Raw genomic sequence first — 21,260 nt, 5'->3', positions numbered from 1 at the left:
TGGCCGGTGCCCATCCCGCGCCACAGCAGGTCGAGGAGGCTCGCGACGTCGCGCCGCCATTCGCCTTTCGGGTCGAGGTATAACAGTCCGCCCAGTCCGCGCAGCACGGTCTCGGGTTCCAGGTCCGCGCGGACGGTGCCGGCCTCGATGTTGGCCTGCAGCAGGGTGAAAACCGCGCCGACCATGTCCTCGTAGGCTCCCGCGGGCAGCTCCCCGCGCGAAGCCGTCGCGGCTCGCAAAGCGTCGGCCAGGCCGCGTTTGGTCATCATGTAGTGCGCCAGGTGGTCGGCTGTCCACACTCGGAACGCCTGTTCCGGCGAGTGCTTCTCGAGCAGGCTCGGCACGACCTCGACGAGCTGGCGCACCTCTCGCCGATACACCGCCATCCCCATCCTGATCGAGGACATCCTCGACGAGTCATAGGCGAGCGTGGAGATTCGGGACACGTGACGTCCCGAATCTCCACGCTCGCGCGTGCCGTACGGCATCATGCCCACCTGACAGCGTCTTTCTTTCCGGAATCAGGACCAGCGGGTGACAGCATGAGCGGCTTCGGCAAGTGGAATCTCGGCATCGGTGCCGTCCTGCTGGGCGCGGCCGTGCTGTGCTCGATGCTGGACCTGATCCCCGCCGCGGTGATCACCGGGATCGTGGGCCTGCTCGGGCTGAGTGTCGCGGGTTACGACCTGCTCGACGGCTGGTCGGAACGAGCCGAACTGCGCCGTCGTGAGGCTCGGGTCCGCCGTGAACGTGAAGGGCGCCAGCGCGACTGAATTGCACAGCCGGAACGTGGTGTGGCTCGTGAGTGGTAAGGGCGGTTAGAACCGTCCTTACCACTCACGAGACGCGCCAACCGGACGGCGTGCCCCGCCAATAGGCCTGGACAAAGACCATTCCAGCCCTCGATTTGACAATTCCGGCGCGACCGAACGGAGGTTGTGCCGTTCGTCAGCGTTGCGAGACTGGAAAGATCGGGAGATGGGCACCGTCTTCGTCGTGCCCGCGCCGGTAGGCCGTTCGTTCGGTACGTGGATGTCACGCGAATCTCCCGTTCGTTCCCTCGCGTCGGGCGGGAGTGAAGGAGGACGGATGAGACTCGACCGAAAGATGGTCGCCGTCGTGGCGGCCGTCGTGCTCGTGACGCCGTTGGCCGGCTCGGCGTCCATGGCCAGTGAGCTGCGCGAAGCAAAGCCATCCGCACCGGCCTGTTCGCCGGGCACCACGGTGGCGACCGACGATGGTCCGGTGTGCGGTGTCGCGGGCGCCGAGGTCACGTCGTGGCAGGGGATCCGTTATGCCGCACCGCCGACCGGGGAACTGCGGTGGAAGCCGCCGCGGCGGCCTGCTCCGTGGATCGAGCCGTTCGTCGCGACCACCGAGGGCAACCAGTGTGCGCAACCATCCGGTGCGGGTCCGGGCTCGGACGACGAGGATTGCCTCAACCTGACCGTCCGAGTGCCCGCCAAGCGCGGACCGGGTCCGCTCGCGGTGATGGTGCAGATCCACGGCGGCGGATTCCTGCTGTGGAAACCGCAGGACGCGAGCCGCCTGGTGACGGCGGGCAACGTCATCAGCGTGGAGATCAACTACCGGCTGGGGATCTTCGGTTTCCTGGCCCATGAGGCGTTCGGCGCGCATGCCGGCAACTACGGGCTGCAGGATCAGCAGGCCGCGTTGCGCTGGGTGCAGCGCAACATCTCGAGGTTCGGCGGAGACCCGCGCAACGTCACGATCTACGGTGCTTCCGCAGGCGGATCGAGCGTATGCGCCCACACGGTCTCGCCCGCCTCAGCGGGGCTGTTCCAGCGCGGCATCAGCGAAAGCGGGGAGTACAACTCGCTGCTCGGTGTGGACACCGTGTGGCAGGCGCAGGACTGCAAGGCGAAGCTGCCCACTGAGGAACAGGCCCAGCGCGCCGGGGCGCGGTTCGCCGCCGCCGTCGGCTGCGGCAACGTCGCCGAAGCCGCCGCCTGCCTGCGCAAGACGTCTGCGGCGGCGTTGCTCAAGCAGGCGGACCACGGGAGGAATCCCGACAACGGCACGATCGCACCGATCGTGGACGGGAAGACCTTGCCGATGTCGCCGGGGGAAGCCTTCGCCACCGGGCGCGTCAACGACGTCGCGCTGATGCACGGCGTCGCCCGCGACGAGACCCAGTTGCCTTCCGCCTCGACCCCGGCCGACTACGAGAAGCTGGTGCGCGAGCAGTACGGCGAGCATGCTCCCGCGGTCCGCCGCACGTATCCGATGGCCCGGTTCCCCGCACCGGCCCCGTTCCTCGCCTTCCGGACCATCGTGGCCGACTCCAACTCGGTCTGCCCCTCCATGCTCAACAACGAACGGCTGGCTCGGCACATCCCGGTCTTCGCCTACCAGATGGACGACACCGACGTCCCGCCGCAGTTCTTCCTCGACCCCACCAAACCGAACGGCGCCTATCACATCGCCGAGTGGCTCCTGCTGTTCCCGGACGGCGTCCAGCTCGATCCGACCCAGCAGGTCCTGTCCGACCAGCTCGTCGCTCAGTGGACCGGATTCGCCCGCACCGGTAATCCGACCGTGGACGGCACCCCTCGCTGGGATCGCTACACCGACGGGAACCCCGTGGTCATGTCGCTCAACGCCGCGGGGGACAGCAGGCTCACCACCGAGATCCCGCGCCAGCACCACTGCGAACTCTGGAACAAGCTGACCCCGTTCGCCGAACGCCGATAATCGGATCCCGGTATCGAAGGAGTTGCCTCCGCGAGTTCAAGACGCGCACGTTGGCCGAACTGGGCGCCGAGTCGGGCGAGGTGAAGCGACTCCGTGAGCTCGCGGCCGGGATCGAGCCGGCTTCCGTCGACCACGATCTCACCGAGGCTCGTGACGCCGACGGTGCCGAGGCGCTCATGAGTCGTCACATCGGGCATGTCCGCGGGATCCGGGCGACCGAACCGCAGCCGTCCGGGGAGGACACCTCCACCGGAATCGACAGCGGCCGGTCGAACGTCCGGGTCCAGACCGTCTCAAGCCAGTCGGCGACCGTGTCGACGATGAGGTCCGCCGAGAGCCCCCGCGGGAGCGGCGGTACGTCGGGTTCCCAGCCTGTTTCGTGATGGACGACGCCGAACAAGTGGCGGTGCTCATCGATCGGTTTGTTGAGGACGTAGGAATCCGGGCCCTCGAACCGGGCCCAGACGTCGAAAGTGCCCTCGCCGTCGTCGTCGGGGAACACCTCGATCTGCACGCTCTCGACGGTGTCGCCGATCGCCTCGGCGATCGCCCTCAGGCGTGCGGCGACGTCGTCGGAATGCGCGTCGAGGATGCGGCGGAGTCGGCTGCGGTACTCGTCTTGGTCCACACAGGACAATCTAGCGCGGGCCCGATGCCGTGACGCGGGCGTTGTCGAGGACCAGCGGTCGCCAATCGGCGGCGCCGGTCCAGGTGGTCGGCCAGGGGTGGTGCTCGTGAGTGGCTAGGGCGGTTCTAACCGTCCTGACCACTCACGAGGCCCTTGGCACCAAACCGTCAGTGAGCGGTCTCCCGATGGCGACCGTAGGGCTTGGCGTCGAGGAGCGTGACGTGCACGGCACCGCCGCTCGGCACGCGATATTCCCGCCGGTCACCCGGTTTCGCGCCGTGCAGCGCGCGGCCGAGCGGGGAATCGGGGGAGTAGACCTCGAGTTCGCCATGGCCCGCCTCGTCGCGCGTGCCGAGCAGGAAGGTCTCGGTGTCGCCGTCGTCATATCGGACGGTGAGCACCATGCCGGGCTCGGCGATCCCGTCGTCGGGGGGATCCTGTCCGACGACGGCGCCGCGCAGCATGTCCTCGATCTGCCGGATCCGTGCCTGCCGGTGGGTGTTGTGCGCGATCTCGCCGTCGCGGTCGTCGGTGCCGGGGCGCCGCAACGTCGCGAGCTCCCGCACCAGGCGCTCGTGCGCTTCCGGGGTCAGCCAAGGGCCTGACGAGACGGTGGACATGGTGGTGATCGCCTTTCGATGGATACGTCTGTGAGGGCCGGGCGCGGAAAGGACCCGGCCCCCACAGACCTTCGGTGAGTCCCGCGTCGGTCAGCGGGTCTCTGGTTCACGGGACCGCCGCCGGAAGGCGCCCGCGTCGGTGGCGAAGCCGATCGCGGCCTTCAGCAGGAGGTCCTTCTCGGTGCGCAGCAGGGCGTTCTCGGCGCGGAGCCGGTCCACTTCGGACTGTTCGTCCGGTGGAGTCTCGTCGTCTGGGAGCATCGTCACCCGAAATCAGCGAAGGGGGTCGAAGGGGCGCAGGGCCTCGGGCTGCTTGCCGGTGGTGATGTGCTCGGCCAGCAGGCGTCCGGTGATCGGGCCGTGGGTCAGTCCCCACATCCCGTGCCCGCCCGCGACGTAGAGCCCGGGGGTGCTCGTCGCGCCGATCACGTGCCGCCCGTCGGTGCTGACCGGGCGGGAGCCGACCCATTCGTCGGTGCGCCGGTCCCAGTCCAGGCCGGTGAGGAACGGTCGTGCCGAGGCGATGATCGCGGCGATCCGGGCCGGATCCAGTGGCGCGTCCGGCTTCCGGAACTCCATCGTCCCGGCCACGCGGAGGCCTTCCCGGTACGGCGTGCACGCCACCCGGATGTCCGGCAGGTAGAGCGGTCCCGGCACCGGACGGTCGGTCGGCACGGTGAAGGAGTAGCCGCGTCCGGCACGCACGGGGACCTTGACACCCCACTTCCGGCCCAGGTCCCCCAGCCAGGCCCCGGTCGCCAGCACGACCGCGTTGGCGTTCACCGTCTGTCCCGTCTTCGAGCGCACGCCCAGTGCGTGGCGGTGCGCGCGCAGAGAAGCGACTTCGAACTTGTGACGGATCGTGCCGCCCCGGCCGACCACCGCCCGTGCCAGCGACTCGACGAACCGGCCCGGGTCCACGTAGCGCTGCCCGTCGATCCGGACACCGGCGCCGAGCCGGGCCGTGGCCTGGGGGAACCGGTCGGCGAGATCGGCCGCGGTGAGCCGGGTGTAGGCGATGTCCTGTCCGGCTTCCCCGATGCGCCGCAGTTCGGCGATCAGCCCCGCGGCCTGGTCGGCGGTCTCGAACGCGGCCGTGATCGGCGCTTCGATGGTCGGCGCGTCCACCCCGTTCGAGGTGAGGACGTCGAAGGCTTCCAGGCATTCCTCGTTCAGCGGCGAGTTCGCCTTGACAGCGCGGATCCACGATCGCCCGGTGCAGCTCGCGGCGAACCGGGCGAGGAACGACCACAGCCGCGGATCGGGGGACGGCGGAACGTGCAGCGGGGCCTGCCGGTCCAGCAGCGTCCGCAGTCCGTAGCGCAGGACACCGGGTTCGTTGAGCGGGATCGCGAGCCCGGGGGAGAGCCAGCCGGCATTGCCCCACGACGCGCCCGCCGCGATGCCTTCGCGGTCCAGCACCGTGACTCCGACGCCACGTTCCTGCAGGAACCACGCGGTCGACAGGCCGACCACGCCGGCCCCGATCACGATCGCCGAACGCGGGCCGCCGTCGATCCGGTCGAGATCGCCCATGAATTCCTCCGCTGCGCGAGTGGTGCTGTCGCGGTCAGGATGGCTCGGATCAGGACGCCGGTGATTGTCCGGATCCGACAATCCGGGCGGATCGTTTTGGCCGGAACGGTCAAGGGGCCGGGTCGGAAACAGCCAGCTCGATGATCATCGCCAGCCGTTTCGCGGGCTGGTCGAGGCGGAGTTCGGTCACCTCGGCCATCTTCCGGAGCCGGTAGCGGATCGTGTTGGGGTGCACCTCCAGCCGCTCGGCGGCCTCCGCGAGATCCCCTTGCGCTTCGAGCCAGGCGCGTAGCGTCGCGACGTAGCTGGTGGCGTTCGCGCTGTCGTGCCGCCGCAACTCGGTGATCGGGCCACGAGCCGGTGCCCGGCCGGACGCCGCGGCGGCCCGCAGTCGTTGCACCAGGATGTCGTCCCAGGCCTCGTCGTAGGCGATCGCTGACTTCGTGCCAGGCCGCACGCTGTGCAGCGCGAGACATTCGTCGGCTTCCAGCCTGCTGGCGGGCAGCTCCGCCGGCACCGCGCCCGACCCTATCCCGGCCAGCATCGTCACCTGCCGGGGCAGCGCCTCACGAATCGAACGCACCCACGCCCTGGCCGCTTCGACGTCGTCCCCGGGCAGGACGGTGTAGACGGTGTTGCTGAACAACGTGCTGCGACCCGGCCGTGACCAGCCGAAACCGGTGGTCGCCCGCTCGAACGCGAGCAGGAGCGCGGCGTGGCGCTCGTCGCCGATATGGGCTTGGAGCGCGATCACCCGGAACCGGCCGGGCGGCAGGCCGAGCCTGCTGAGCACGGCCGCCGCGTCCGGCGTGCCCTCGACCAGCCGGATCACCAGATCGGATTCGACCTGCCGCTCCAGGTCCGCGCTCGCCCGGGAGCGCAACAGGTGCAGGCCGACCGTGCGCGAGCTGTCCCGCAGGACCGCGCGCCGGGTGTCGGTCAGCGGCCGGTCGCATTCCACCCAGATCGAGCCCAGCATCTCCCGGCCCGCGCGGACCGCGACCACCATGCGCCCGGTGAGCCCGTGTTCGGGATCGGCCTCGACGAACAGCGGCTCGTCGGACTCCGCGAGGTGCGCGAACACACCCCGCCGTTCGAACAGTTCGCGGACCGGCTCCGGCACACGCCTGCCCAGGATCGTCTCCAGCCGCGCCCGGTCGGCCAGGTGCTGGCGGCTGGAGTAGGCGAGGACCCGGGAGAGCCGGTCCTCGATGGTCACCGCGCTGCCGAGCGCGTCCGCGAGACTGTCGGCCAGCGCGAACAGATCGGTCGGCCCGCGGCCCGACTCGGTCTCGCGGCCTTCCAGCACGAGCCCGTAGACCACGCCGGCGAGGTGACCCCAGGACACGTCCGGCTCCACCAGCAGCACCGCGACGCCGGCGCGCTCCGCTCGTTCGGCCGCCTCCGGATCGGGCGGCGCCGATCCGCGGACCAGGACGACCGACGCCTGTGCCGCCGCGGCCAGCTCGACAGCCGTCGTGACGGAGTCCGTCCCGACCGCGAGGTACACGTCCCCGCGCAGGTCGCGTGGGTCGGCGGCGTCGCGCATCACGACGTCGCGCAAGGCCACCTCGCGCGACACCGGGCAGCACCACAACCGCGCCCCGTATCCACCCAGGACGTTCACGAGCCGATCCAGCGTCACCATGGCCGCGACCCTGCCATCAAATGGTGCCGGGCACCGCGCGTTCACCCGTTGACTGTGAGTTTAAGAACCTTTTACACTACAATCGTTAGGAAACTTACTTAACTAAAGCGACTCCGGCTGACAGTCGCCGCCCCACCGCCGGTACTCGCCGACTCCGCAACGTCGAGGAGTTCGCATGAAACGGAGAACACCCCTGGCCGGTGTCGCGGTGGCGACCCTGGTCCTGCTGGGGCAGACACTGATCTCTTCGGGTACCGCCGCGCAAGCGGAATCCCTGCTGTCCGCCGGCAAACCGACCACGACCTCGTCGGTCGAGGGCCCCGGCTTCGAGGGCGGCAACGCCGTCGACGGCAGCACCACCACCCGGTGGGCGAGCGAGGAGGGGGTCGATCCGCAATGGATCGCCGTCGACCTCGGCGGTACCGCGACCGTCACCAAGGTCAAACTGAACTGGGAAGCCGCCTACGCCAAGACCTACAAGATCCAGGGCTCTGCCGATGGCAGGACCTGGACCGACATCAAGTCGGTCGTCGGCGGTGACGGCGGCATCGACGAGCACCTCGGCCTCAACGCCTCCGCGCGCCACATCCGCGTCCACGGTACGGCTCGCGGTACGACCTACGGCTATTCGCTGTGGGAGCTGGAAATCTACGGCGACCGCGTCGGCGGCGGCGATACGCAGGCGCCGACGGTGCCCACGGGCCTCGCCGCGAAGGCCACCACGGCGGACAGCGTCACCCTCGGCTGGACAGCGTCCACCGACAACGTCGGGGTCACCGAGTACGAGGTGCTCCGCGACGGGAATGTCGTCGGAACCACGGCGACGACCACCTACACCGACAGCGGCCTGGCGTCCGGAGTCGAGTTCGGCTACTCCGTGCGGGCGCAGGACGCGGCGGGCAACGTTTCCGCGGCGAGTCCGGTGGTCAGGGCCGCGACCCAGCCCGGCGGCACCGGTCCCGTCACGATCGCGCTCGCGGGTGACATCGCCAACCCGGAGCTCTTCTCCACACATCAGGGGACCGCGAACCAGGTCGCCAGGATCAACCCGCAGTACGTGCTGACCGTGGGCGACAACCAGTACCACAAGGGCACCATTTCCGAGTACCGCGCCCACTACGACAAGACGTGGGGCAAGTTCAAGAGCATCACCAAGCCCACGACGGGCAACCACGAGTGGGACGACCAGCTCAGGGGGTACAAGGAGTACTTCGGCGCGATCGCGTACCCGCAGGGCTTGCCGTACTACAGCTACGACATCGGTGACTTCCACTTCGTCGCGATGGACTCGAATCCCGTCTACACCGGCGGCGGTTCCGAGCAGGTGACGTGGCTGCGCGACGACCTGGCGAAGAACACGAAGTCCTGTGTCATCGGGTACTGGCACCACCCGCGCTTCAACTCGGGCAATTCCGGCGACAAGAAGCAGATCGCGCCGCTGTGGAACGAGCTGGCCAGGGCGAAGGCGGACATGGTGATCACCGGGCACGACCATCACTACGAGCGGACCAAGCCGCTGGACGTCAACGGGCACATCGACGAGGCCAACGGCGTGCGATCGGTCATCGCCGGCATCGGCGGCGACTACCTCTACACGGACTACAAGGCACGTGAAGGGGTGGAGAAGATCCTCGCCAAGCACGGAGTGATGAAGCTGATGTTGAACGGGAAGTCCTATTCCTGGGAGATCCACGACACCGCCGGGAATGTGCTCGACAAGGCCGGTCCGTACACCTGCCGCTGACGGCCGTGGTCCGGTGCCGTACGCGGCACCGGACCACGGTCTGTAGTTCACGACGACGTAGGCCCATCCAGGAGTACAGGTGAATCGAATGGTGAAGCCGGGCACCGCCGCGATCGCGGCGATCGTCCTGCTCGCTCAGCCCGTGACCGCATCCAGCGCCACGGCCGGACAGGTGGAATCACTGCTGTCGGTCAACAAACGGACCACGACCTCCACCGTCGAGAACGAGGGTTTCGGCGGCGCTCTCGCCGTGGACGGCGATTCGACGACCCGCTGGGCGAGTCTGGAGGGCGATCCACAGTGGATCGCGGTCGACCTCGGCGGTCCCGCGGACATCAGCCGGATCAAGGTCTTCTGGGAATCGGCCCACGCGAAGGACTATCAGGTCCAGGCGTCCGACGACGGTCAGAACTGGCGGGACGTGAAAACCGTCGTGGGTGGCGACGGCGGTCTCGACGAGTTCACCGATCTGAACACCTCCGCCAGGCACGTCCGGATCTTCGGCACGGCACGGGCGACCGTTTACGGGTATTCACTGTGGGAACTGGAGGTTTACGGCGTCCGGACCGGCGACGGCGACATCCAGCCGCCCTCGGTGCCGATCGGACTCCGGCAGGCGTCGTCCACCACCGAGAGCATCACACTCGGCTGGACCGCGTCCACTGACAACGTCGGCGTCGCCGAGTACGAGGTCCTGCGCAACGGCAACGTCATCGGCCGGTCCGCGACGACGTCCTACACCGACACGTCACTGGCGTCGGGCTTCGACTTCAGGTACGCGGTGCGGGCGCGGGACGCGGCGGGGAACCTGTCCGGGGCGACCGTGCCGATCAAGGCGTCCACCCAGCCGACGGCGTCCGACGGCATCGTCATCGCGCTCGCCGGCGACATCGCCAAACCGGAGCTGCCGTCCGAGCACCAGCGGACGGCGGAACTGGTGAGCAGGATCAAACCTCGGTACGTGCTGACGGTCGGCGACAATCAATACGTCGACGGCACCATCGAAGAATTCCGGTCCTATTACGACAAGACCTGGGGCAAGTTCAAGAAGATCACGAAACCCACGCCGGGTAACCACGAGTGGAACAACGATCTGGCGGGATACAAACAGTACTTCGGGAAGATCGCCACCCCGAAGGGAAAGCCGTACTACAGCTTCGACGTCGGCGCCTTCCATTTCGTCGCGCTCGATTCGGACCCGGTGTACAACGGAGCCGGCGCCGAACAGGTCGCGTGGCTGCGCAAGGACCTCGCGAAGACCAAGAAGTCCTGTATCGCCGGGTACTGGCACCACCCGCGCTTCAACTCGGGGAATTCCGGAGACGCGAAGAGCGTGGCGCCGTTATGGAACGAGCTGGCCAGGGCGAAGGCGGACGTCGTGTTCGCCGGGCACGATCACCATTACGAGCGAACCAAGCCGCTGGACGTCAACGGGCACATCGACGAGGCCAACGGCGTGCGGTCGGTCATCGCCGGCATCGGCGGCGACAGCCTTTACCTCGATTACAAGGCCCGTGAAGGCGTCGAGAAGATCCTGGGCAAGCACGGGGTGATGAAGCTGGTGCTCAAGGGAAAGACGTATTCCTGGGAGATCATCGGCACCAACGGCGAATTGCTCGACAAAGCGGGCCCGTACAGCTGCCGGTGACGGGGAAAGGAGACGGGGTGAAGGTTCCGGTGAAGTTCGTCGTGGCGCTGGCGGGTGTCGCCGCGCTCACCGCCGCCTCGGTGGTGTACGTGATGCAGGCCAAGGCGAACAGCCCCGAGCGGCGGACGGCCGACGCGGCGGTCGCGGTGGATTCCTCCCAGCCGGTCGTACTGGGGGAGCCCGGGCGGCTGCTGTTCCGCAACGGTGCGCCGGGGCCGGGGTACGGAAACGTCGCCTCGGTCCCCGTTTTCGAACCCGGGGGTCCGCGACGGATCAGTTCGCTCGCGTGTGAGCGGTTCTACACGGCGGCGAACGGTGGCCTGTGCCTGGCGAAGGAACCCACGCCGATGCCGGGCGCTGTCGCCCTGTTCGTCGACTCCGCGCTCGGCGAGGTGAAGCGGGTCGACGTTCCCGGCATCCCCAACCGCGCGAAGCTCTCACCCGGTGGCCGGATGGGAAGCTGGACCACCTTCGTCACCGGTGACTCCTACTCGAAGCCCGGCACCTTCTCGACACGTACGGCCATCATGGATCGTGAGCGGAACGAGTTGTCGAGCAACATCGAGGGCATCCCGCTGCGGATCGGGGACGCGCCCCATCGAGGCGAAGACGTCAACTACTGGGGTGTCACCTTCGCCGCCGACGAGCGGACGTTCTTCGCCACGGTCGCCACCGGGGGGCGGACGTACCTGGTGCAGGGCGACAACGAGGCGTGGAACGCGCGCACGCTGAGGGAGAACGCGGAATGCCCGTCGTTGTCTCCGGACGGCACGAAACTCGCGTTCAAGAAGCGCGTGGCCGACGGTGACGTGCGGCCTTGGCGGGAACACTTGCTGGACTTGACCACGATGCGTGAGACCCCGCTCGCGGAGACACGCAGTGTGGACGACCAGGTGGTCTGGCTCGACAACGACACGATCGCCTACAGCCTGCCGCGCGAGAGCGGGAAGGAAAGCGACATCTGGTCCGTGCCCGCTGACGGAACAGGGGCGGCGCGCCTGCTGGTTCCCCTGGCATCGTCGCCGTCGGCCACCACGGCCGCTCGATGACCCGGATCGCCGGTCCGCACGGTATTGCCCGAAATCAGGCCCGGTGCCCCGGCCGTGCTCACCCCGGTGTAGCTGTCGCAAATGGACGCCCAGTGGCGAGCGGTGACCTACCCCGCCGCTCGCCGGATCCTCCGATGGACGACCTGTTGCCACTCCGGCTCGACGTGATGTCCTCCTCGCCCGCCCGGGACTGATCCGATCGGCCGAGTCCCGCAGGGACCAAGGTCCCGGCCGAGTACCCCGAAGATCCCTTGGTGCCGCACGCCGTTCCCGGCAGGATCGGGAACGAGACCGGTCGTGGCCGTATCGGCGCCTTGCGAGGGCCTGGTCCTACGCCCCGAAGGAGGAGAATTCCTTGCTGTCCCCAGCATCCGCCGCGGTGATTCGTGCCACCTTGCCGGTCGTGCGCGCGCACGACGTGGAAATCACCGGTGAGTTCTACTCGTCGATGTTCTCCGCGCATCCGGAATTGCTCGACCTGTTCAACCAGGGCAACCAAGCCGACGGCCGGCAGCAGCTCGCGCTGGCGTCGGCCGTGGTCGGCTTCGCCGAGTACTTGATCACCGAGGCCGGCGAAGCAGCCGCACCGTTCGAGCGAATCGCCGAGCGGATCGCCCACAAGCACGTGTCGCTGGGCATCCGGGCCGAGCAGTACCCGATCGTCGGTCACCATTTGCTCACCGCCGTCGGCACCGTCCTCGGTGCCGCGGTCACCCCCGAGATCTTCGCGGCGTGGCATGAGGTCTACTGGCTGCTCGCCTGCCGTCTGATCGCCGCCGAAGCCCGTCTCTACGAACGTGGCGACCTCGATTCCGCCGATCTCTGGCGGCGGTGGCGCGTGGCGAAGCGGCTCGACGAGGCCGTCGACGCGGTCTCGTTCACCTTGGTGCCCGATGACGGCGCGGCCGTGCCGGACTTCGCGCCTGGCCAGTACGTTTCGGTCGCGGTCGACCTACCCGACGGCCGTCGCCAGCCTCGCCAGTACTCACTGTCGCACGGCCCCGGGAGGGGCTCTTTGCGGATCACCGTCCGCCGGGTCCGCGGCCGCGACGGCGCCCCGGACGGCGTGGTGTCCAACCACCTGCACGACCATGTGACCGAAGACGACACTCTGTTGCTCGGGCCGCCTGCGGGCGAGACGACGCTCGACATCGGCGACGGGCCCGCGCTCCTCGTCAGCGCCGGCATCGGGATCACGCCGATGGCCGCCATGCTGGATCACCTCGCCCGTACTCAGCCGACCCGGCGGATCATCCTCGCCCACGCCGACCGCTCGCCCGCCCATCACGCGCTCCGCCGCGAATGCGCTCAGGCCGCGACGGGCCTGGCCGAGGTCGATGAACTGTACTGGTACGAGAACGACCACGACGACCACTCGCGGCCCGGTCTCATGGATGTCGGCGCGCTGCCGCTGCACCCGGGCACCACCGCCTACCTGTGCGGTCCCTTGCCGTTCATGCACGGGATCCGTGCCGGGCTGATCGGCCGCGGCCTGCCCGCCGATCGCATCCGCTACGAGGTGTTCGGTCCCGGGATGCTCGACCGGGATTGACCGGAGCCGGGCCTCGTGAGTGGTAAGGACGGTTCTGGTGGTGTGTCGGCCGCCGGGTTTGGGTGACAGAGCCTTGATCAACGGAGGATTCGGGACGGTGAGTGTCCTGGATCCTCCGTTGATCATTGTCCGGGACGGGGTCACCTCGCGTCTATGAAGGAATCGGGACGTTGAGTGTCCTGATTCCTTCATCGACGGACCCGCTACCAGCTGGGATCGTCGCCCGCGCGCAGGTCGGCAGCAGGTAGGCGAATACCGGTCCGTTCTATTGAGGGGTAGGGCAAATGTGGCGTGACCTGGTGGCGGGCCTCGTGGGTGTCGCGGACAGTGCGGGCGTGTTCCAGTAGAACGTCGATCGCCTGGTCGAGTTCAGCCGGCCCGGCGCCGATGGACCTCGCATACCGGGACCTCCGGCCCTGACAGCCGCGCGACCCGAAGCTCATGCTCGAAAATGCTTGCTCTTCATCGTCGACAGGGGAGCCATGGTGGCGGATCGACAACAGCTCGAGGTCTTGGACCGCGGGCAGTGCCTGGACCTTCTGCGGACAGTGCGGGTGGGGCGTCTGGTCTTCACCGAAGACGCCTTGCCGGCGGTGCAGCCGGTCAACTTCCGGCTGAAGCGGGACCACCTGGTGATCAGGGTCGCCGGTGGAGCCAAACTGGCCGCCGCGACCGGCAACGCCGTGGTGGCCTTCCAGACCGACGAACTCGATCCCGATCTGCGGACCGGCTGGAGCGTGACCGTCGTCGGCCACGCGAACCTGATCACGGACGTCACCGAGCTCGTGGACGTGTCCGGAACATGGCTGGAGCCCTGGGTGGATGGCCGCCGCGACCATTTCATCCGGATCGAGGTGGAGAAGGTGACCGGACGACGTCTGTGCACGCCGGTGGCCACCACCACCTGACCGAGTGCGGGCGTCCCCGCTCAATGGAGCGCGACGGTGAGCAGGACGGCGCTGTCGAGGAGTGCTGCCAGACTGTGCCGCTCGGGTGGGATGACGGTGAGCTGACCGCGGTCGAGGAGCCGGTCGTGGTCGTGGGTGCTCAAGCGAACCCGCCCGGTGAGGACGTGCAGTGTGGCGGCGGGCGGCGAGTCGTGCTCCGCCAGTTCGGCGCCCTCGGCCAGCGCGATGAGGGTGACTCGCTGGGAGTTGCCGGCCACCAGGGTCCTGGCGGCGCGCCGTGAGTGGTGTTCGCGAGCCTGCTGGAGCAGTTCGGCGGCCAGGACGTCGACGTCCGCGACTTCGGGATGGCCGCTCATCACACGCGCTCCCAGCCACGTCGTGGGGCACGGGCGCCGAGCTCGGTATCGCGACTGCGATAGACGATGTAGGGGCGGGTGAGGTAGCCCAGTGGCATGGAGAACACGTGCACCAGGCGGCTGAAGGGCCAGAAGGCGAACAACGCCCACGCCGACAACGCGTGCAGCTGGAAACCCAGGGGAGCGGCGGCCATCAGGTCCGGTTCGGGCCGGAAATAGAAGATGGACCGGAACCAGGGTGACACCGACTCGCGGTAGTCGTGTGGATGGCCGGTGAGATTGCCGAGCACGGTGGTGCCCAGCCCGAGCAGAATGGTGCCGACCAGCAGCACGTACATGATCTTGTCGTTACGGGTGGTGGCGGAGAACACCGGACCGACCGTGCGGCGCCGGTAGACCAGGATCGCCGCGCCGGCCAGGGTGCGGATTCCGGCGAGGACGCCGAGGCCGACGGCGACGACGTGGTAGGCCGTCTCACTCACCCCGATGGCCTCGGTCCACGACTTGGGTACGAGCAGGCCACCGACATGGCCGAGGGCGACGAGGAGGATGCCGAAATGGAACAGCGGGCTGCCCAGTCTCAGCAACCGGTTCTCGTAGAGCTGGGAGGAACGGGTGGTCCAGCCGAACTTGTCGTAGCGGTAGCGCCAGACGTGCCCGACGACGAACACCGCTATGGACACGTAGGGCACGACGACCCACAGCATGACGTCGAGAGTGTTCCAGCCCGCCGGCTGGGCGGTGGGTAATTTCATCAGCTGCCTCCCTGCGGTCGCGGCATGTACTCGGGAGGAGCGAACGGCGCGAGGCCCACTTCCTCCTCCGGTGGACCTTCGGTGGCCAGCCGGGCGATGGCCTCGTGCTCGCGCTTGCCCAGCGGGGGAAGAGTGGCGGACACCGACTCCAGGACGTGGGCCCACGGTGAGCCGGTCTCGCGCAGGCCGAGACGGATGAGCTCCAGGCCGGCGCGGTGCTCGAGCATCAGCCGTCGCCCCACGACAGGGTCTCCGGTGGCGGCGAATTCCAGCACCACCGCGAGGTGGTCGGGCAGCTCGCCGTCGTCGAGTTCCAGGCCTGCGGCGCGGTAGGCGTGTTTGAACCGGAGCAGGGCCATGCCGCGTTTGCGGGTGTCGCCGTAAGCGAAATAGGTGAGGTACGGGCTGAACCTCTTGCGGTGGTCGAACGTCGCGACGTAGGACGCGGCGAGGTCAGTCAGTGGTGTGGCCGCCACGTGGTCGAAGAACGCGGTGAGCGGTGCGGTGAGTGGGGCGGGCAGCGTCCGGATCGCGGCCCGTAGCAACGGCAGCCGTCCCACGAACTCCTCGTCGGGGTAGCTCAGCGTCAGGGACTGGACCTGCCAGGCGGTGGCGTGATGGGTGTCGGTGAGCGTCATGGCCTCGGGTCCACTTCGCCGGCCGGATCCCCGCCGCCAGGCTGGTCCTTCGGCGGGAACAGTCCTTCCGGACGCCCTTTGCCGTCCCAGTTGAGCAGGTTCACCCGCGCGCCCTTGTCCACCGGCGCGGCCATGGTGTCGCTCGTCTGCCGGTCGCGCAGCATGCGGAAGTTCTCCACCGCGATCGGCGAGACACCTCCGGAGCTTTCGCCGAATGGGCCGGAGCCGCCCATTCCAGGGCCGCCCTCGTAGTCCAGGCTGCACTCGGTGGCGAGTTCCTCCAGGCCGTGGGCCTGTTCGGCGTGGGCGGGCGGGATGACATAGCGCTCGTCGTACTTGGCCAGGGCGAGCAGCCGGTACATGTCGTAGACCTGTTCGCCGGTCATGCCCGCCTTCGTCGCGATCACCTCCCGGGGTTCGCGGCCGAGGTTGATGTCACGCATGTACGAACGCATCGCCGCCAACCGCCGCAGCACCGCGGTCACCGGCTCGGCGTCTCCGGCCGTGAACAGCTGTGCCAGGTACTCCACCGGAATGCGCAGCGCCTCGATGGCGGCGAACAGGTTGCCGTGGTCCTCGGCGTCGTGGCCGGTGTCCCGGACGACATCGACGACCGGGGACAGCGGTGGGATGTACCAGACCATCGGCATGGTGCGGTACTCCGGATGCAGCGGCAACGCCACCTTGAACGTGGTGATCAGCGAATGGATCGGCGAGCGCTGTGCGGCCTCGACCCAATCACGTGGGATGCCGGCGCGTTCCGCCTCGCGTACCACTTCGGGATCGTTCGGGTCGAGGAATACCTGCCGCTGGGCCTCGTAAAGATCCTTGTCGTCCGGTGTCGAGGCCGCTTCCAGGACCTTGTCGGCGTCGTAGAGGACCAGCCCGATGTAGCGCAGGCGTCCGACGCAGGTCTCGGCGCAGACGGTGGGGATGCCGACCTCGATACGAGGGAAGCAGAAGGTGCACTTCTCGGCCTTGCCGGTGCGGTGGTTGAAGTAGACCTTCTTGTAGGGGCAGCCCGAGACACACATGCGCCAGCCGCGGCAACGGTCCTGATCGACCAGGACGATGCCGTCCTCACTGCGTTTGTAGATCGCGCCCGAAGGGCAAGACGCGGCACAGGACGGATTGAGGCAGTGCTCGCAGATGCGCGGCAAGTAGAACATGAAGGTCTGCTCGAACTCGAACTTCACCTTCTCGGCGATGTCCTTGAGCAAGGGGTCCTTGTGCCCGTGGTCGGGCGCGCCACCCAGATTGTCGTCCCAGTTGGCCGACCACGTGATCTTCGTGGGTTCGCCGCTGATCAGCGACCGCGGCCGGGCCACCGGGGTGTGCTCCTGCAGCGGGGCGCTGGTCAAGTTGTCGTAGTCGTAGGTCCAGGGCTCGTAGTAGTCGTCGATGCTCGGGAGCTTCGGATTCGAGAAGATGGTGAGAAGCTTGCGCAGCCTGCCGCCACCCTTCAGCTTGAGCCTGCCGCGCTTGTTCAGCGTCCAGCCGCCACGCCACCGTTCCTGGTCCTCGTAACCGCGCGGGTACCCCTGACCAGGGCGGGTTTCGACGTTGTTGAACCAGACGTATTCGACGCCGGAGCGATTGGTCCAGGCCTGTTTGCAGGTCACCGAGCAGGTGTGGCAGCCGATGCACTTGTCGAGGTTCATCACCATCGCCATCTGCGCCATGACCTTCATCAGTAGGTCACCTCCTGATCGCGGCGGCGGATGACGGTGATCTCGTCGCGCTGGTTCCCGGTCGGCCCCAGGTAGTTGAACGCGAAAGAGAGCTGCCCGTAGCCGCCGATCAGATGCGACGGTTTGATCATCAGCCGCGTCAGCGAATTGTGGATACCGCCGCGTTCGCCCGACGTTTCGCTGCGGGGGACGTCGATGAGCCGGTCCTGGGCGTGGTGCATGTAGACGGTGCCCTCCGGCATCCGGTGCGACACGATCGCCCGTGCGACGACGACGCCGTTGCGGTTGACCGCCTCGATCCAGTCGTTGTCCCGCACGTCGATCTTGACGGCGTCCTTGTCGGACATCCAGATCGTCTGCCCGCCGCGGGACAGGCTGAGCATGAACAGGTTGTCCTGATACTCCGAATGGATCGACCATTTGGAATGCGGGGTGAGGTAGCGGACGGTGATGCCCAGCTCGTTCTTGTCGCCGATGCGAGGCTCGCCGAAGAGCGCCGTCATGTCCAACGGCGGCCGGAACACCGGTAGCTGCTCACCGAGATCGGCCATCCAGTCGTGATCGAGGTAGAAGTGCTGACGCCCCGTCAGGGTGTGCCACGGTTTGAGGCGTTCGACGTTGATGGTGAACGGGGAATAGCGTCGACCGCCGGTCTCGCTGCCGGACCATTCGGGCGAGGTGATCACCGGTACCGGCGCGGACTGCGTGTCGGCGAAGGTGATCTGCTTTCCCTCGTGCTCGGCCGCCAGATCCGCCAGCGCGGTGCCGGTGCGCTGCTCGAGCGTACGGAATCCCTGCGTGGCAAGGTGTCCATTCGTGGTGCCGGAAAGCGCGAGAATCGCTTCGCAGGCGTGCACGTCCCGGACCAGCGACGGGCGGCCGTCCGCGGGGCCGCCGCGAACGGTGCCGTTCTTGTGCCTCAGGTACTCCACCTCACGCTCGACTCGGAAGGTGACGCCCTTGGTCGTCGCGCCGAGTGAGTCGGCCAGCGGACCCAAAGCGCCCATCTTCGCCGCGATCGCGGTGTAGTCGCGCTCCACCACAGTCAGTCTCGGCATGGTGACGCCGGGAACCGGGGCGCATTCACCGGCCTTCCAGTCACGCACCACTCCATGCGGGGTGGCCAGTTCATCGGGGGTGTCGTGCAGCAACGGTGTGGCCACAACGTCTTCGCGCGTCCCGAGGTGCTTCACGGCGAGGCGGCTGAAGACCTCCGCGACGGCCTGGAACGCCGCCCAGTCGGTGCGGGTCTGCCAGGGCGGTGCGATCGCCGGGTTGAAGGAGTGCACGAACGGGTGCATGTCGGTGGTGTTCAGGTCGTGCTTTTCATACCAGGTCGCCGCGGGCAGTACGACATCGGAGAAAATAGTGGTGCTGGTCATCCGGAAGTCCAGCGACAGCAACAGATCCAACTTGCCGACCGGAGCTTCGTCGTGCCAGGCCACGTCCTTCGGCCGTGACTCCGGCGGTGTCTCCCGCGCGCGCAGCGAATCGTCCGTGCCCAGCAGGTGTTTCAGGAAGTATTCGTTCCCCTTGGCGGAGGAGCCGAGCAGGTTGGCCCGCCACACACTCAGCACGCGCGGGAAGTTCTCCGGGGAGTCCGGATCCTCACAGGCGAAGCGCAGCCTGCCGGACTTCAGCTCGCCCACCACGTGCTCGCCGATCGGGACTCCGGCCCGCTCGGCTTCGTCCGCGAGATCGAGGGGATTTCGGTCGAAGGTCGGATAAGACGGCATCCAGCCCATTCGAGCGGACTGGGCGATCAGGTCCGCGGTGGTTTTGCCCGCCAACCGGCCGCCCGTCATGCTCCCGGATCCGCCCAGGTCGTAGCGGAACTGGTCGGTGTGCAGGTACCAGTACGCGGTCTGGATCATCTGCCGTGGCGGGCGCGACCAGTCCAGCCCGAACGCGAGCTGGGACCAGCCGGTGATCGGGCGGCACTTCTCCTGCCCGACATAGTGGGCCCAGCCGCCGCCGTTGACGCCCTGGCAGCCGGTGAGCGTCGTCAGCGCGAGGAACGCGCGGTAGATGGTGTCGGAGTGGAACCAGTGGTTGGTGCCCGCCCCCATGATGATCATCGACCGGCCGCGGGATTCTTCGGCGTTGGCGGCGAACTCCCGGCCGATTCGCGCCGCGGCTCGCGCGGGGACGCCGGTGATCTCCTCCTGCCAGGCCGGTGTGTACGGCTGTCCGGCGTCGTCGTACCCGGCGGGCCAGTCGCCGGGGAGGTCGTCGCGGTGTACGCCGTACTGCGAGAGCAGGAGGTCGAACACCGTCGTGACGAGGTGCCCGCCGACCCGGCGTGCCGGCACACCGCGGCGGAGCGTGGCCGCCGAGCCGTCGCCGCCGTCGAACCGCGGCAGCTCGACGAGTACGTGCTCGCCGCCCTGGACCGACAGCATCGGGTCGACGTCGCCGAGGTCGAGATTCCAGCGGCCCGCTCCTTGCTCGCCGTAGCGGAAACCGAGCGAACCCCCGGGCACGACCGGTTCGCCGGTAGCGGAGTCGAGCAGGACGGTCTTGAACGCCGCGTGCTCGTCGCCGGAGTGGCCGGCCAGATCGGCCGCGGTGAGGAACTTCCCCGGCCGGTGGACGTCGCCGTGTTCGTCGAGCCGGACCAGGAACGGCAGGTCGGTGTAGCGCTTGACGTAGCCGGTGAAGTACGGCACCTGCCGGTCCACGAAGAACTCTCGCAGGATCACGTGTCCCATCGCCATCGCGAGCGCGCCGTCGGTACCAGGCCGGGCGGCGAGCCATTCGTCGGCGAATTTGACGTTGTCCGCGTAGTCCGGAGCCACCGCGACGACCTTTTGGCCGCGGTAGCGGGCTTCGGCCATCCAATGCGCGTCCGGGGTGCGGGTGACCGGAAGGTTGGAGCCCCACATGATCAGGTAACCGGCGTCCCACCAGTCGCCGGACTCGGGAACATCGGTCTGATCACCGAACACCTGCGGAGACGCGACGGGCAGGTCGGCGTACCAGTCGTAGAAGGACAGCATCGTCCCGCCCAGCAGCGACACGAACCGCGCCCCCGAGGCGTGCGAGACCATGGACATCGCGGGGATGGGTGAGAATCCGGCGACGCGGTCCGGTCCGTGGGTCTTGATCGTGTGCACATGGGCGGCGGCGACCATTTCGGTGGCCTCGTCCCAAGAAGCCCGCACGAGGCCGCCCTTGCCTCGTGCGGCCTTGTACCGCTGGGCGCGTTCGGGGTCTTCGACGATTTCGGCCCAGGCGAGCACCGGATCTTCCGTGCGGGCCCTGGCTTCCCGGTACATCTCCAGTAACACACCGCGGATGTACGGGTAGCGCACGCGGGTGGGTGAGTAGGTGTACCAGGAGAACGCGGCCCCGCGTGGACAGCCGCGAGGCTCGTATTCGGGACTGTCCGGGCCCACGGAGGGGTAGTCGGTCTGCTGGGCCTCCCAGGTGATGATCCCGTCCTTGACGTAGACCTTCCAGGAACACGACCCCGTGCAGTTCACCCCATGGGTGGAACGGACGACTTTGTCGTGACTCCAGCGGTCCCGGTAGAACTCGTCTGCCTGCCTGCCGCCGATCTGGTGCAGCGTCCTCAGATCATCGGACACTTTCCCTCTGGTGAAGAACCGGCGGGTCTTCACCAGGGCCTTGGACAGTTCGCCGTCCAAGCCGACGTGGTCGGGACCGGTTTCGGTGCTCACCGTGTTCTGGCCTCCTCGTCAATCCGGGACGGGATCGTGCTTCAGGGCCGTTTCGAGCGTAGTGGCCGAGTTGCGGTGTCGCAGTCGTG

General features: G+C 68.0%; 17 protein-coding genes and 1 pseudogene. 7 read left to right on the top strand and 11 right to left on the bottom strand.

Going from position 1 to position 21,260, the window contains the following annotated elements; genetic code table 11:
- Positions 1 to 5: 5 nt before the first annotated feature.
- Positions 6 to 386: pseudogene (locus tag H074_RS41660) on the bottom strand (SbtR family transcriptional regulator); the annotation flags it as partial.
- A 156-nt stretch (positions 387 to 542) separates the two neighbouring features.
- Here H074_RS41660 and H074_RS24110 point away from each other — a divergent pair.
- Both H074_RS24110 and H074_RS24105 read left to right on the top strand, forming a co-directional pair.
- Positions 543 to 773 carry a hypothetical protein gene (locus tag H074_RS24110; protein WP_007032680.1) on the top strand — a complete coding sequence of 77 codons (231 nt, stop codon included), beginning with the start codon at positions 543 to 545 and terminating at the stop codon, positions 771 to 773.
- Between the two features lie 316 nt (positions 774 to 1,089).
- Positions 1,090 to 2,715 (top strand): carboxylesterase/lipase family protein, encoded by a 1,626-nt coding sequence (locus H074_RS24105; protein ID WP_039923290.1) that lies wholly within the window; start codon positions 1,090 to 1,092, stop codon positions 2,713 to 2,715.
- A 184-nt stretch (positions 2,716 to 2,899) separates the two neighbouring features.
- Here the strand turns inward: H074_RS24105 and H074_RS24100 are convergent, their stop codons facing one another.
- From H074_RS24100 to H074_RS24080, 5 genes are all read right to left on the bottom strand, one after another.
- Complete coding sequence (locus tag H074_RS24100) at positions 2,900 to 3,343, bottom strand: DUF6389 family protein (protein WP_007032678.1); 444 nt, start codon at positions 3,341 to 3,343, stop codon at positions 2,900 to 2,902.
- A 167-nt stretch (positions 3,344 to 3,510) separates the two neighbouring features.
- On the bottom strand, positions 3,511 to 3,963 hold the full coding sequence (locus H074_RS24095; RefSeq protein WP_007032677.1) for a GreA/GreB family elongation factor: 453 nt from the start codon (positions 3,961 to 3,963) through the stop codon (positions 3,511 to 3,513).
- Positions 3,964 to 4,053: 90 nt separating this feature from the next.
- Positions 4,054 to 4,224, bottom strand: a complete 171-nt coding sequence (locus H074_RS41090) for a hypothetical protein (protein WP_039923289.1) — start codon at positions 4,222 to 4,224, stop codon at positions 4,054 to 4,056.
- A 12-nt stretch (positions 4,225 to 4,236) separates the two neighbouring features.
- A complete protein-coding gene (locus H074_RS24085) occupies positions 4,237 to 5,499 on the bottom strand; it encodes an NAD(P)/FAD-dependent oxidoreductase (protein ID WP_007032675.1) in 1,263 nt (420 codons plus the stop codon).
- A gap of 109 nt (positions 5,500 to 5,608) precedes the next feature.
- A complete protein-coding gene (locus H074_RS24080; RefSeq protein WP_007032674.1) occupies positions 5,609 to 7,147 on the bottom strand; it encodes a PucR family transcriptional regulator in 1,539 nt (512 codons plus the stop codon).
- Between the two features lie 175 nt (positions 7,148 to 7,322).
- On the opposite strand from H074_RS24080, the gene H074_RS24075 reads away from it, so the two are divergent.
- The 5 genes from H074_RS24075 (at position 7,323) to H074_RS24050 (ending at position 14,048) form a co-directional block, all read left to right on the top strand.
- Positions 7,323 to 8,891 (top strand): discoidin domain-containing protein, encoded by a 1,569-nt coding sequence (locus H074_RS24075; RefSeq protein WP_007032673.1) that lies wholly within the window; start codon positions 7,323 to 7,325, stop codon positions 8,889 to 8,891.
- 88 nt (positions 8,892 to 8,979) lie between these two features.
- Entirely contained in the window at positions 8,980 to 10,539 is a 1,560-nt protein-coding gene (locus H074_RS24070) for a discoidin domain-containing protein (protein WP_007032672.1), read from the top strand.
- 17 nt (positions 10,540 to 10,556) lie between these two features.
- Entirely contained in the window at positions 10,557 to 11,588 is a 1,032-nt protein-coding gene (locus tag H074_RS24065; protein ID WP_007032671.1) for a TolB-like translocation protein, read from the top strand.
- 355 nt (positions 11,589 to 11,943) lie between these two features.
- On the top strand, positions 11,944 to 13,140 hold the full coding sequence (locus H074_RS24060) for a globin domain-containing protein (RefSeq protein ID WP_007032670.1): 1,197 nt from the start codon (positions 11,944 to 11,946) through the stop codon (positions 13,138 to 13,140).
- A 482-nt stretch (positions 13,141 to 13,622) separates the two neighbouring features.
- Positions 13,623 to 14,048, top strand: coding sequence for a pyridoxamine 5'-phosphate oxidase family protein (locus H074_RS24050; RefSeq protein WP_039923287.1), 426 nt, complete (start codon positions 13,623 to 13,625; stop codon positions 14,046 to 14,048).
- A 20-nt stretch (positions 14,049 to 14,068) separates the two neighbouring features.
- Here the strand turns inward: H074_RS24050 and H074_RS24045 are convergent, their stop codons facing one another.
- From H074_RS24045 to H074_RS24025, 5 genes are read right to left on the bottom strand one after another with little or no spacing between them, the layout of a single operon-like run.
- A complete protein-coding gene (locus tag H074_RS24045; protein ID WP_007032668.1) occupies positions 14,069 to 14,404 on the bottom strand; it encodes a cupin domain-containing protein in 336 nt (111 codons plus the stop codon).
- Positions 14,404 to 15,159, bottom strand: a complete 756-nt coding sequence (gene narI / locus H074_RS24040; RefSeq protein WP_007032667.1) for a respiratory nitrate reductase subunit gamma — start codon at positions 15,157 to 15,159, stop codon at positions 14,404 to 14,406. Before narI ends, H074_RS24045 begins: the two co-directional genes overlap by 1 nt.
- Entirely contained in the window at positions 15,159 to 15,797 is a 639-nt protein-coding gene (narJ, locus tag H074_RS24035; protein ID WP_007032666.1) for a nitrate reductase molybdenum cofactor assembly chaperone, read from the bottom strand. Before narJ ends, narI begins: the two co-directional genes overlap by 1 nt.
- The gene (narH, locus tag H074_RS24030; protein ID WP_007032665.1) at positions 15,794 to 17,488 is read right to left on the bottom strand and encodes a nitrate reductase subunit beta; all 1,695 of its coding nucleotides are present in this window, start codon (positions 17,486 to 17,488) and stop codon (positions 15,794 to 15,796) included. Before narH ends, narJ begins: the two co-directional genes overlap by 4 nt.
- Positions 17,488 to 21,171 carry a nitrate reductase subunit alpha gene (locus H074_RS24025; protein ID WP_007032664.1) on the bottom strand — a complete coding sequence of 1,228 codons (3,684 nt, stop codon included), beginning with the start codon at positions 21,169 to 21,171 and terminating at the stop codon, positions 17,488 to 17,490. The genes narH and H074_RS24025 overlap by 1 nt, the downstream gene beginning before the upstream one ends.
- Between the last annotated feature and the right edge of the window lie 89 nt (positions 21,172 to 21,260).

It is taken from the genome of Amycolatopsis decaplanina DSM 44594, assembly GCF_000342005.1.
Classification (GTDB): Bacteria; Actinomycetota; Actinomycetes; order Mycobacteriales; family Pseudonocardiaceae; genus Amycolatopsis; species Amycolatopsis decaplanina.
This window is presented reverse-complemented; position numbering and strand designations above follow the sequence as displayed.